At 75.1% G+C, this 13,663-nt stretch carries 6 protein-coding genes; all 6 read right to left on the bottom strand.

The window, feature by feature from the left end; genetic code table 11:
• Nucleotides 1–1,104: condensation domain-containing protein (locus ABFX54_RS39210; protein WP_346111875.1), on the bottom strand; the 1,104-nt coding region annotated here is incomplete at its 3' end.
• A 12-nt stretch (nt 1,105–1,116) separates the two neighbouring features.
• Nucleotides 1,117–1,311 (bottom strand): MbtH family protein, encoded by a 195-nt coding sequence (locus ABFX54_RS39205; RefSeq protein ID WP_346111874.1) that lies wholly within the window; start codon nt 1,309–1,311, stop codon nt 1,117–1,119.
• 1 nt (nt 1,312) lies between these two features.
• Nucleotides 1,313–6,829 (bottom strand): type I polyketide synthase, encoded by a 5,517-nt coding sequence (locus tag ABFX54_RS39200; RefSeq protein WP_346111872.1) that lies wholly within the window; start codon nt 6,827–6,829, stop codon nt 1,313–1,315.
• Nucleotides 6,826–7,395 (bottom strand): phosphopantetheine-binding protein, encoded by a 570-nt coding sequence (locus ABFX54_RS39195; RefSeq protein WP_346111870.1) that lies wholly within the window; start codon nt 7,393–7,395, stop codon nt 6,826–6,828. Before ABFX54_RS39195 ends, ABFX54_RS39200 begins: the two co-directional genes overlap by 4 nt.
• Entirely contained in the window at nt 7,304–11,974 is a 4,671-nt protein-coding gene (locus ABFX54_RS39190; protein WP_346111869.1) for an amino acid adenylation domain-containing protein, read from the bottom strand. The genes ABFX54_RS39195 and ABFX54_RS39190 overlap by 92 nt, the downstream gene beginning before the upstream one ends.
• A gap of 14 nt (nt 11,975–11,988) precedes the next feature.
• Nucleotides 11,989–13,293 carry a thioesterase II family protein gene (locus ABFX54_RS39185; RefSeq protein ID WP_346111868.1) on the bottom strand — a complete coding sequence of 435 codons (1,305 nt, stop codon included), beginning with the start codon at nt 13,291–13,293 and terminating at the stop codon, nt 11,989–11,991.
• Nucleotides 13,294–13,663: the final 370 nt, after the last annotated feature.

Genomic DNA, 13,663 nt, shown 5'->3' with positions numbered 1-13,663 from the left:
GCCCACCTGGAAGAGCGGCGTCCTGCTGGTGTCGCGCACCGGCTGCAGCGCCTCGACCAGCCGGTCGAAGGGCACCTCGGCGTGGTCGAGCGCGTCGAGCACGCTCTCCCGCACCCGCTCCACCAGCTCGCAGAACGCCGGGTCGCCGCCCAGGTCCGTACGGAGCACCAGGGTGTTGATGAACACGCCGAGCAGCGGCTCGAACTCGGGCAGATCGCGCCCGGCCACCGGCGTGCCCACCGCCACGTCCTCCCGGCCCGCGTACCGGGACAGCAGCGCCTTCAGCCCGGCCAGCAGCACCATGAACGGCGTCACCCCGCGCCGCCGGCCCAGCGCTTCGAGCTCGCCGACCAGGCCGGCGGGCAGCGCGAGATGGTGCTCGGCCCCCGCGTGCCCGCGCACGGCCGGCCTCGGCCGGTCGGTGGGCAGCCCGAGGTCGGACGGCAGGCCGTCCAGCCGCTCCCGCCAGTGGCCGAGCTGGGCGTCGAGCACCCCGCCGCCCAGGTGCTCGCGCTGCCAGGCCGCGTAGTCGCCGTACTGGACGGGCAGGCCCGGCAGCCGGGGCGGGCGGCCCTCGTCGAGCGCCGCGTTCAGCTCCCGCAGCTCCTCGGCGAAGTTGACGCCCGAGCGGGCGTCGAACACGGCGTGGTGCACCACGAACACCAGCCGCTGCACCGGCCGGCCCTTCTCCCCGCCAGGCATCCGCACCAGATGCGCCCGCCACAGCGGGGCCCGGTCCAGCGTGAACGGCTGCCGCGCCGTCGCCTGGGCCAGCTCGCGGAACTCCCGCTCGGCCTGTTGCGGCGGCAGCGCGCGCAGGTCCGTCACAGGCAGGGTGACCGGCAGCTCGACCTGGACGATCTGGACGAGCCGCCCGTCCTCGATCGCCAGCGCGGTGCGCAGCGTCTCGTGCCGCCGGACCAGCTCGCCCAGCATCCGCTCGCACCGGCCCCCGTCACCGCTCTCGTCACCGCTCTCGTCGCCGCTCTCTGGCAGGTCGAGGACGGCGTTGACGTGGTACGCGGGCGCGCCGGGGTCGAGCCGCGCCAGGAACCACAGCCGTTCCTGGGCGAACGAGGCGGGAAAGACGTACGTGCCGGTCACCGAGCCGCTCCTCTACTGCCGGGACATGGCCTCGCGCAGGCTGCGCGGGCGCATGTCGGTCCAGACCTGCTCGATGTGATCGAGGCAGCTTTGCTTGGCCCCTTCGAACCCGGCCTCCCGCCAGCCCGCGGGCACGGGCCGGTCGGCGAACCAGATGGAGTACTGCTCCTCGTCGTTGACCACGACCTTGTACTGACCGTCCCGCATGTCAGCGCCTTTCCTCCCGGGGCAGCCGGGTGATCGTCGTTGCCTGTGCCTGTGCCTGTGGTTGGGACTGCGACTGCGACTGCGCGTCCTGGCCGCGCAGCTCCTCCACCAGCGCGGCCATCCCGGCCACGGTGGGCACCTGGAAGAGGCTGCGCATGGGCAGCCGGACGCCGACCTTCTTCCTGATCAGGGCGATCAGCTGGACCGCGACCAGCGAGTTGCCGCCCAGCTCGAAGAAGTCCTGCTCGACGCTGACCCGGCGGGCGCCGAGCACCTCGCCCCACAGACCGGCGAGCACGCCCTCCAGTTCGGTGCGCGGGGCGACGTGATCCTCGTCGTCCGTATCGGCCTGCCCGGCGGCCGAGGCGGCGGCCAGGTCGCCGGCCACCGTGTCCTGGGTCAGCTCGCGCACCCCGGCCACGAACTCGGGCAGCGCGGTGGCGTTCACCACGACCTGGACGCCCAGGTCGGCGGCGAGCAGGCGGCGGAACGCCTCGGCGCCGTCGGCCGGCGCGATGCCGCGTTTGGCCCCGTCGAGGTCGAGGGCGACGCCCGCGGTCGCGGACTCCTCCTTCACCGCCACCTCCTCGGCGCCCTGCCTGGCCTCCTCGCCGACGGTGCGGGTCATCGCGTCCCGGTCGACGCGCCGCAGCACGAAGTCGGTGATGCTCACCACCGGCTCGCCGGCGTCGTCGTACAGGACGAGGTCGGCCGCCAGCACCTCGCCGCCGCCGGTGTCGCGCAGGCGGGCGTGGCTCCACAGCGTGGCGGGCAGCGGGCCGCGCACGGTGACGCGGCCGTAGCCGAGTGGCAGGAAGCTGTGCTCGCCCGAGACGGCGATGAACGCGGTCGCCTCGTCCAGCAGCGCCGGATGCAGCGGCAGCGCGCCCAGCTCGGCGGCCACCGGCGGCCCCGCCTCCAGCTGGGCCAGCTGCTCGTCCTGGCCGAGCCGCACGTCGCGCAGGCTGCTCCACCGCGGCCCGAACGTGACCAGCCCGGACGCCGAGGCGAACAGGTCGGCCCGGCCGCCGGCGGGCTCGCCCGCGCCGGTCTCCGCGAGCACCCAGGCCGCCGAGCCGCGCGCGTGCTGGGCCGGCTCACCGCCGGTGACGCTGACCACCTCGAAGTCCACGCCGTCGCCCGCCGGGGTGAGCAGCACCCGCAGCTCGGCACTCGCCCCCTCGGCGACCGGCAGCGGTGCGACGAAGGCGACGTCACGCAGCTCGATCACGTGCTCGGGACCCGGGCGCGGCACCGCCGCCTCGAACGCGGCCCGTGCCGTCTCCAGGTAGCCGGTGCCGGGCAGCACCGGCACCCCGGCCACCCGGTGCTCGTCCAGGACCCAGTGCGTCGCGGGCGACAGCGTCGCGGCGTACCAGGGGCGGCGGCCGGCGCTCTCGTGCCGGTGGCTGAGCACGGGGTGCTCCAGCCGGGTCACCCGGTCGCCGCGCTGCAGGGCGCGGAACGCCACCGGTGCGGCGACCTCGGCGGCCATGCCGACCTCCAGCCACGCCCCCCAGTTCACCGACAGGACCCGGCCCGGCCAGACGTGCGCGTACGCGTCCATGAAGGCGTTGGCCCCGCAGTAGTCGACCTGGCCGAACCCGCCCGCGACGGCGGTCACCGAGGAGCAGAGCAGCACGAAGTCGAGCGGCAGGTCGCCGAACGCCTCGCGCAGCGCCAGCGTGCCGGCGATCTTCGGGGCCATGACGTCGTCGGCCGCGCGGCGCTCCTTGACCTCGGCCATGCCGCCGCCGGGGACCCCGGCCGCGTGCAGGACGCCGTCCACCCGGCCGAACCTGGTCAGCGCCTCCTCCCTGACCCGGCGCAGCGACCCGGGATCGGTCACGTCGGCGGACCGCACGATCACCTCGGCGCCCGCCCGCTCCATCCGGCGCACGGCCGCCACGGCCCGCCGCACCCGCTCCGGCGCCCCGTCGAGCGCGTCCCATTCGTCCCTCGGGGGCAGCCCTGTACGCCCGAGCAGGACCAGCCTGGCCTGGGCGCGCTGGGCCAGGTCCTCGGCCAGGGTGAGCCCGATGCCGCCGAGCCCGCCGGTGATCACGTACACGCCGTGCCGGCGCAGCGGATCGCCCTGCGGCGGCAGCGGCACCGGCTCGAAGCCGCGCACCCAGCGGCGGCCGGCGCGCAGCGCGACGGGCGACGGCGGAACGCCCTCGTCCGGCTCGTCCGGTTCCGCGGCCAGCTCGGCCAGCACCCCGTCCAGGTAGGGACCCGGCCGGTACGGGCCCGGCTCCAGGTCGAGATGGCGGGCCGTCAGCCAGCGCGCCTCCAGCGGGACCACGCCGGTGAACCCGGCGACCGTGGCGTGCTCGGGCCTGTGCACGTCCTGGCCGGTCACACCCTGCGTGCCGGCGGTCACGACGTCGAGCCGCACCCCGGCCTCCCGCTCGGCCCCGGCCAGCGCCTGCACCAGGGCCAGCAGGCTGTGGAAGCCGAGCTCCTGGGCCGCGACGGCCTCCCCGGGCGTGCTCGCCGGGTCGCCGTCCAGCGCCCAGGCGTGGATGACGCGCTCCGGCACGCCGGTCGCGGCCAGCAGCGCCTCGTAGTCGTCGCGGGTGGCCGGGCGGACGGTGATCGTGCCGTCGGGAGCGGTGCCGTACGCGCTGCCGGGAACCACCCTGACGGCGTCGGCCCCCGCCTCGCGCAGCCCGTACAGCAGGGGTTCGGCGTCGGGCCCGGCGAACACCAGGCAGCGCACGCCGGCCAGCGTGCCCCGGCCGGTCGGGGTGACCGGCGCCTGCCGCCAGGCCGGCACCGAGAACCACTCCTCCAGCGGCAGCGCGCCCGCGCGCGGCGGCCGGGTGAAGACCAGCTCGGGATCGAAGTCGGTGTGCACCCAGTGCTCGGCCCGCTCGTACGGGTAGGCCGGCAGCGGCACCCGGCGGCCGGGCTCGGCCAGCGCGTCGGTGTCCAGCGGCACGCCCGCCGTCCACAGGGCGCCGGCCGTCGCGTACAGGACCTCCAGGTCGGTCTTGCCGTCGGCGGGTCCTGGCAGGCTGGCCAGCGGGCGCGGCGCGGTCCTGGGCAGCTGGGTCCTGGCCAGGCCGGCGAGCTGGCGGCCCGGGCCGCACTCCACCAGCCGCCACTCGCCTTCGGCGGCCAGCGTCGCCACACAGTCGCCGAACCTGACCGCCTCACGCAGGTGGCGCGTCCAGTAGGCGGGGTCCACGGCCTGCTCGGCGGTGATCCAGCCGCCGGTGACGTTCGACAGGAACGGCAGGCTCGGCGCGTGCCTGGCCGCCGCCGCGACGGCCGCGTGGAAGTCGCCCAGGATCGGGTCCATCATCGCCGAGTGGAAGGCGTGCGAGGTGCGCAGCGCGGTGGCCTGGATCCCGCTCTCGCTCAGCCGGGCCGCGTAGGCGGCGATCAGCTCGCCCGGGCCGGCGACCACGCAGGTGCCGGGGCCGTTCACGGTCGCGATCGACAGCCCCTCCGGCAGGTCCGCGCGCACCTCCTCGTGGTCGCGGCGCAGGGCCAGCATCGCGCCGGGCGGCATGCTCTGCATGAGCCGGCCTCTCGCGGCCACCAGGCGCAGCGCGTCGGGCAGGGAGAAGACGCCCGCGACGGTCGCGGCCACGTACTCGCCGATGCTGTGCCCGATCATCGCGGCCGGTTCCACGCCCCACGAGCGCCACAGGCGGGCCAGCGCCCACTCCACCGTGAACAGGGCCGGCTGGGTGAGCGCCGTCTGCCGCAGCCGTTCGTCGGCCGCCTCGCGCTCGTCGTCGCGTCCGTCATCGGGGGGAAAGAGCAGGGTGCGCAGGTCCAGGCCCAGCTCCTCGTGCAGGATCGCGGCGCACTCGTCGACCGCGGCGGCGAAGACCGGCTCCGTCCGGTAGAGCTGCGCGCCCATGCCCGCGTACTGCGCGCCCTGGCCGGAGAACAGCCAGGCCACCTTGGGCGTGCCCGCCTTGCCCTTGACCAGCCGGCGGGAGGTGGTCAGCGCCGCGACCGCGTCGGCCACGTCGGTGGCCACCACGGCGGCCCGGTGCGCGTACGCACGCCGCCCCGCCCGCAGCGTGTGGGCCACGTCCGCGAGATCGGCCTCCCCGCCCTCCAGGTGCCCGGCCAGCCGGGACACGGCGGTGTCCAGCGCCGTCGACGTACGGGCCGACAGCAGCAGCAGGTGCGCGTCACGCGGCTGGGCGGTCGGCAGCGGCGCGGGCGGCGCCTGCTCGACCAGCACGTGCGCGTTCGTGCCGCCGATGCCGAAGGAGCTGACGCCCGCGCGGCGCGGGAAGCCGTTCGTCTCCCACTTGGTCAGCGACGAGACGACTTTGAAAGGGTTCGTGCCGAAGTCGATGCGCGGGTTCGGCGACTCGTAGTTGAGGCTCGGCGGGATCATGCCGTGCTCCACCGCGAGCACCGTCTTGATGAACCCCGCGATGCCGGCCGCCGGGCCCAGGTGGCCGATGTTGGTCTTGACCGAGCCGAGGCCGCACCAGCCCGCCTCGTCCGTGCCGGCGCCCAGCACGCTGGACAGCGCCGCCACCTCGATCGGATCGCCCAGCGAGGTGCCCGTGCCGTGGGCCTCGACGTACGTGACCGTGCGCGGGTCGATCTGGGCGACGCCCAGCGCCTGCGAGACCGCCGCCGCCTGGCCCTCGGCGCTCGGCGCGGAGAAGCCCATCTTGGTGGCGCCGTCGTTGTTGATCGCGTTGCCGATCACCACCGCGCGGATGTGGTCGCCGTCGGCGACGGCGTCCGACAGCCGCTTCAGCACGGCCATGCCGCCGCCCCCGCCCCAGATCGTGCCGGCCGCCGAGGCGTCGAACGCGCGGCAGTGCCCGTCGGGGGAGTAGATGCCGTCCTGGTGGTACTGATACCCCCACTCGGCGGGCAGCTCCAGCGAGGCGCCGCCGGTCAGCGCCATGTCGCACTCGCCGGTGCGCAGCGCCTCGCACGCCACGTGCAGGGCGACGAGCGAGGAGGAGCAGGCGGTGTGCAGGGTCAGGCTGGGGCCGCGCAGGTCCAGCTTGTACGACACCATCGTGGCCAGGTAGTCGGGGTGGTTGCCGGTGTAGACGGCGAGGTTCCCCACCGACGCGAACACCTTCTTGTTCGGCCGGATATACAGCCATTGGTACTCGTCCGAGCCGATCGCCCCGTAGACCCCGATCTCCCCGGCGTAGCGCGCGGGATCGTACCCGGCGTCGTCCAGCGCGGTGCTGGCCAGCTCCAGGAACATCCGCTGCTGCGGGTCACGCAGCTCCGCCTCACGCGGCGACATGCCGAAGAAGGCCGCGTCGAGAGCGCCGTAGCCCTCCGCGATCGAGCACGCGGGCACGAACGTCGGATCGTCCAGCAGGTAGTCCGGCACGCCGAGCGCCTCCTGCTCCTCCCGCGTGTAGAAGCGCACCGACTCCACGCCCCCGACCAGGTTGCGCCAGAAGGCCGGCACGTCCTCGGCGCCGGGCAGACGGCAGGCCAGGCCGACGACCGCGATCGGCTCGACCCCGGACCCCTCTTCCTCGTGGTTCAGCGCAGCGGTCATTCCTTACTCTCCCGTCTGGCCCGGTGAGGCCGAGTTGAGGGTCGTGCCCGGCGCGCCGCGACCCGCCGGGCGGCGCGCTCCGATCCGGCGGTGCGCCGCTCGCCGTCGAGGTGCGCCGCGAGCGTGCGTACGGTGGGGAAGCGGAACAGGTCCACGATCGGCACCTCGCGCCCGAGCACGGCGGCGAGGCGGGCCTGGACCTGAGCGGTGGCGAGCGAATGCCCGCCGATCTCGAAGAAGTTCGCGTCGGCGGAGACCCGCGGCAGGCCGAGCACCTCCCGCCACACGCCCGCGACCAGACGCTCGGTCGCGGTGGACGGCTCCTGTCCCGGCCCGGCCGCGGCCCGCTGGGGCGGTGGCGGCAGCGCGGCCCGGTCCACCTTGCCGTTCGGCGTCAGCGGCAGTGCCGGGAGGAGCACCAGCTCGGCGGGGACGGCGTATTCGGGCAGGCGGGCCGCGAGATGGCGGCGCAGCTCACCCGCCTGGACGGCCGCGCTCTCCGGCACCGCGTACGCGTGCAGCACCCGGCCCCCTGGCTGCTCGGCCGCGCGGACGGCGGCTGCCACGACACCGGGGTGCGCGGCCAGGGCCGCCTCGACCTCGCCGGGCTCGGCCCCGTGGGCCCGGGTCCTTACCGCCCCCGCCCGGTTGGCCCGGGACCTCCCCCTGCCCGCCCCCCCGGCCGCCCGGCACCCCCCGGCCGTCCGGGTCGTGACGGCCCAGGTCGCCGGTGCGGTAGAGGCGCGTCTCGCTCGCCTCGCCGCCCGGCTCGTTGTCTGTCGCGCCGCTCGGCTCGCCGTCCGGGTCGCGGGTGAAGCGCCGGCGGGTGTGCTCGACGTCCAGGTACGCCTCCGCCAGCCGCCGGCTCCTGATCACCACCTCGCCCAGTTCCCCCACCGCAGCGGGGGAGCCGTTCGCGTCGAGCACCAGCAGCTCCGCCCCGTCCACGCCGCGGCCGAGCGGGACCGGGTCGCCGGTGCCCGGCACCGGGCTGGAGATCTCGCAGACAGCCTGCGCCTGCGGGGTCTCGGTGGTGCCGTACGTGTTGACCAGCCTGGCCTTCGGCGCCACCGCCGCGAACCTGGCCGCCTCGGCGTAGGTCAGCCGGTCCCCGCCGAACAGCACCAGCCGCAGATCAGGCAGCTCCACCCCGGCGGCGGCGATCAGCGTGGCCAGCTGCGGTGTCAGGTGCGCGACCGTGACGGCCCGCTCACGCAGCCACGCCGCCAGCCGCGCCGGGTCCCGCACCCGCTCCTGGTCCGGCACGTGCAGCGTCGCGCCCAGGGTCAGCGGGGTGAACACGTCTCTGAGCAGGGGGTCGTGCGCCAGCCCCGCCAGCAGCGCGAACCGGTCGTCAGCGCTCAGCCCGAACTCGGCGGCGTACCAGGTGAGGAAGCGGGCCAGCGGCCGCTCGGCGGCCCGCACCGGCTTCGGCTCACCGGTGGTGCCGGAGGTGAACGACAGATACCCGCGCCGCTCCACCGGGAACTTGGTGTCCCCAGCAGGATCGGCCGGGGCCGACTGTGCGGTCGGTCCGGGGTGCGCGACTGGTTCGGTGTGCGCGGCCGGCTGGGTGTGTGCGGCCGGCTGGGTGTGTGCGGCCGGCTGGGTGTGTGCGGCCGGTTCGGGGAGCGGGGTCGGCTGGGGGAGCCAGGACAGCTCGGCGGGAACGGGTACGCCAGGGCAGGCGATGAGCGCACGGGCGCCGGCCGAGCGGGCCTGGGCGGCCAGGCGGGCGGGCGGTAACGCGGAGTCGAGCACGGCCCAGCGGGCCCCGGCGCCCAGGACGCCGAGCATCAGGGCAGGCAGCTCGCACGTCCGGGCGGCCAGGATCGCCACCGCGTCGCCCGGACGCACCGCCGCGGACACGGCGGCACCGGTCGCCTCCGCGAGCCGCACCAGCTCGGCATAGCTCAGCGCGCCGTCCTCCCCGGCCACGGCCACCCGCTCACTGCCGGCCACCGCCACGCGCTCACCGTCGGCCACGGCCACCCGCTCTTCGCCGGGCCGCGTGGGAACGGTCTGGGCGAGGACGCGTTCCACCACGCCGGGTCCGTCCCAGGCGGGCAGTGGGGCGGTGCCGTCGGGCAGGTTCGATCGGCGCGGACCGCGCGGCCGCAGGGACGCCTTCACGACCGGCCGTTCAGGCGCGGTGACCAGGTCGCCGAGGATCTGGAGGTAGCCGGCCAGCAGTTCCTCGATCCGCTCCGCCCGGAACAGCCGCGGGTTGTAGACGGCCTGCAGCACGTACCGGCCGTCCCGTTCCCCGACGTACAGGGTCAGGTCGAACAGCGCGCCCGGCAGCCCCGGCGGCAGCGGGACGGCCGTGACGCCGGGCAGGTCCAGGCGCGGCTCGGCGAAGTCGTACATGTTGAACAGCACCTGCACCAGCGGGTTCCTGGACAGGTCTCGGCCGGGGCCGAGCCGGTCGACCAGCCGTTCCAGGTGCACGTCCAGATGCGCGAGCGCGCCGGACAACGTCTCCTGGCAGCGGGTCACGTGCGCCGCGAAGCTCCCGGCGTCGTCGACGCGCAGCCGTACCGGCAGCACCTGCACCAGGCAGCCGGTCAGCGGGTGGAAGGACGGGTCACGCCGGTCGGCGACCGGCGCCCCGACGATCAGGTCGTGCTGCCCGGTCAGCCGCCGCAGCACCTGCCCGAAGGCCGCCAGCATCACCGCGTACGGCGTCCCGCCCAGGCGCGCGGCCAGCGCGCGGACCCCGTCGCTGACGGAGGCGTCGGCCTCGGCGGAGGCGCCGGCCCCCTCGAACGTCTGCACGGCCGGGCGCGGATGGTCGCGGGGCAGGTCGAGCACGCTGGGCGCGCCCTCTAGGTGGTCCCGCCACCACTCCAGGCTCGCCTCCTTGTCCCGCCCGTCGAGGAAGGCCACGTACCCGCCGAACGACGTGCGCAGCGGCGGCAGCGCCGCCCGGCGGTAGGCGCGCCCGAGGTCGTCGTAGAGCACCCGCTGCGACCAGCCGTCGAAGACGAGGTGGTGCGCCGTGATGGCGAGCACGTGCTCCCCGTCGGCGATCCGCAGGAGCCGGGCCCGCCACAGCGGCCCCGCCGCCAGGTCGAAGGGCAGCCGGGCCTCGGCCTCCAGCCGCTCGCCCACCTGCTCCTCGCGCACGTCCTCCATCGGCAGCGGCACCGGGCCCGGCGGCGACACGGCGACGGACGGCACCCCGTCCGACTGCGGGACCCGCCAGCGCAGCACCTCGTGCCGCTCGGCCACCTCCGCGAGCGCGGCGCGCAGGGCTTCGACGTCCAGCGGCCCGGACAGGCGCTGCGCCATCGCGATGTTGTGCGCGGGCGTGCCGGGCGCCAGCCGTTCCACGAACCACATCCGCCGCTGCACCGCCGACAGCGCTGTCGGGGCCGCGCCCGCCGGCGGCTCGTCCCGCACCGGCGGGGCGAGCTCGGCCAGGCGGGCGATGCCGGCCACGGTACGGCCCGCGAGCACCTCGCCGACCCCGATCTCCTTGCCCAGCCCGGTGCGCAGCAGCGCGCTCAGACGCATGGCGACCAGGGAGTGGCCGCCGCAGGCCAGGAAGTCGTCCTCCGGTCCCGGCTCGCCGGTGCCGAACGCCTCGGCCCAGGCCGCCGCGACGCCGCGTTCGGTCTCGTTCGCGGCCCATTGTCGTGAGCGCTCCCGCGGCGGCGCGGCGCGGCGGGCGCGCAGGGTGGCCACGTCGACCTTGCCGGCCGCCGTCAGCGGCAGCACGGGCAGCCGGACCACCCGGGTGGGCACCATGTACGCGGGCATGCTCTCCAGGCAGTGGGCCCGCACGCCGTCGATGCCCGGCGCGTCCTCCGGCGTCAGGTAGGCGGTCAGCTCCTTCAGCCCGGCCGGGCCGTCCGCCACGTCCGCCACCGCCTGCCGCACCCCGGGCAGCGCGCGCAGCACCGCCTCCACCTCGCCGATCTCGACCCGCTGACCCTGCACCTTGACCTGCCGGTCCAGCCGCCCGATGAAGCCGATGCGGCCGTCGTCCTCCAGCACGACCTGGTCACCCGTGCGGTACATGCGCGCTCCCGGCTCGCCGTACGGGTCGGGCACGAACCGCTCCGCTGACAACCCCGGCCGGTCCAGGTAACCGCGCGCGAGTTGCGGGCCGCCGATGCACAGCTCTCCCGGCGTGCCGGGCGGGCAGGGGCGGAGCAGGTCGTCCAGGATGTACGCCCGGCAGCCGGGCAGCGCGAACCCGATCGGCAGCGGCCGGTCCCAGGCGCCCTCCAGCTCGGTGCCGACGACGCACACCGTGGTCTCGGTGGGGCCGTACCAGTTGTGGAAGCGCCGCCCGCCCGTCGCCCAGCGCGCCACCTGCTCGGGCCCGGCCGGCTCGCCCGCCGTGAGCAGATCGCGCAGCCACGGCAGCCGCTCCGGCTCCAGCAGGGGGAGCAGGGCGGGCGGGATCGTCCCCCAGGTCACCCGGTGCTGTTCCAGGAACCGCTGGAGCAGCACGGGATCGACCCGGGCCTCGTCGGGGATGAGCATCACGGACCCGCCACGGGCCAGCGGCGCGAACACGTCCAGCACCGACACGTCGAACCCGAGCGCGGCGAACCCGATGGACCGGCACCCGGCGTCGAGCCCGAACACCTCGCCCGCCATCGTCACGAACGCCACCACCGAGGCGTGACTCACCACCACCCCCTTGGGGCGCCCGGTCGAACCGGAGGTGTAGAGCACATAGGCCGCCGCACCGGGCGGCGGTCCCGGCTCGGGCGCTGCGATGTCCATGGGTGGTTCGGCGGTCGGGCCGGGCGGGGTTTCGAGCCGGACGGGGAGTTCGGTGAGGAGGCCGGTGCCCGTCTCGTCCGCTATGACCGTGGTGATGCCGGCGTCCTCGATGATCCCGGCGAGCCGCCGGCGCGGGTGCGAGGGGTCCAGCGGCACGTACGCGCCGCCGGACATGAGCACGCCGAGCACGCACACCAGCAGGTCGGGCGTACGGCGATGGCAGATGCCGATCCTGACCTCGGGCCCGGCCCCGAGAGCGCGCAGCCGGTGGGCCAGCTCCGCCGCCGCCGTGACCAGCTCGCGGTAGGTCAGATCGCGATCCCCCTGCCGCACGGCCGTCGCGTCGGGCGTGCGGCCGGCCTGCGCCAGGACGAGGTCATGAAGAAGCGCCCTCTTGGTCACCCTGTGTCCCCCCGTTACCCTGCCTGCTCCGCTGCCGGCATGTCGAATCTCAGCCGCACCCTGTCGTGCGGTACGGCGACCGCTCCCAGCGCCTCTCCCCGTGAGGTGTGCAGTGGCAGGTGTACGACCTGCCACCGGGCCAGCCGGTCCAGCCCCGGATCAGACTGGGCCTGCCAGGGACCGGGATCGGCCAGGTCGGGGAAGCCGACGCGGGTGGGATCGGCTCCGCGGCCGTCGGCGGCCATCAGCGCCCGCTTCGCCGTGACGGCGCGCAGCGCCAGCCACCCCCGGTCCTCCTCGGCGGCGTCCTCGATCTGCTCGCGCTCGTCCTCGCTCAGCTCATCCCCGCTCACCTTGTCCGCGCTCGCCTGGTACGGGCTCGCCTGGTCCGGAACGCTGTCCGGGCCGCCGGCGTCCAGCGTGCGCAGCAGCGACACCCCGATCCCGGCCCCGTCCACGGCGCCCACCAGGGTCAGGCCGTCGGCGTGACTCAGACCGGTCGCGGCCCGGCCGGCGTAACGGCGCAGGACCTCGGCATGCCCGGCGGCCGGCCCCAGCCAGAGGCGGATCTCGTCCGGCTCGGGCAGAGCGTGCCCGTTCGATGTGGACCGGGCGTGCTCGTCCGTGAGATCGGCGGTGATGAGCTCGGCCAGTTCGGCCGGGCGGTCCTTGACGAACAGGTGGCCGCCGCGCAGGGTGCGCAGGCGGAAGCCGGCGGTGGTGTGGCGGGCCCAGCCGAGCATGTCGGCCGCGCCGACCTCTCCGTCGTCCAGCCCGGTGAAGGCCACGACGGGGCAGTCGATCGCGGGCTCGGGGACGAACGAGTAGTTCTTGATCCAGGTGAAGTCCGAGCGCAGCACGGGCATCATCAGCTCCCGCAGCTCCGGCAGGTGCTTGAGCTCCGGCAGCGCGCCCGACCTGCGGATGAGCTGGTCGACGAAGGCGTCGTCGGGCAGGTCCACGGCGGCGGCCAGCGGCACCCGGCGATCCGGCGGATGCGCCCCGCCGACGTAGAGCCGCGACGGGCCGCGCAGGCCGCGCCGGCGCAGCTCCCTGACCACCTCGAAGGCCAGCCGGGCGCCCATGCTGTGGCCGTACAGGGCGTACGGCTCGCGCGTGGCGGGCGCCACCTCGTCGGCGACCTCGGCGATCGTGAAAGCGGGCGGCTCGGCGATGCGGCTCTCCCGGCCGGGAAGCTGAACGGGGACCACGGTGAGTCCGGGGACCGCGGAGAGCGCGCGCAGGAGCCCGGTGTAGGCGCCGGCTCCTCCTCCCGCGTACGGCAGACAGAACAGGGTGCGGACGGTGCCGGGATCCATGGGGTGCGGATCCTGCGCCGCCGCGGCTAGCTGGCCGCTGATCGCCCAGCACCTCCCCTGAGGGGAGCGACCGTCCGCGACGCGCGCGGGCCGGATGAGGAGGTCGAAGGGACGATTCGTCGCTGAATACAGAGGTCGTCAACCGCCATGTTACGGCGCTCCTGGACAATGCCTCGAAACAACATCGAAATAGGGAGATTACCAACAGTCCTGACATAGCGTGTGATCTCACGCCGTTGCACGACATTAACTCTTATATCGATGTTGCCGGAAGGAGTCAACGGCGCGATAAGCGGTTCTGGGTGTCTGACGGAGGTCAAGGAAATTGAACCCTGATGACCTCTTGCAGTGCCGGACGCCCGATGATAGA

This window comes from Nonomuraea maheshkhaliensis, from assembly GCF_039529435.1.
In the GTDB taxonomy this organism is placed as follows: domain Bacteria; phylum Actinomycetota; class Actinomycetes; order Streptosporangiales; family Streptosporangiaceae; genus Nonomuraea; species Nonomuraea maheshkhaliensis.
Note: the sequence above shows the minus strand (reverse complement) of the source record. Positions and strands in the feature narration are given on the sequence as shown.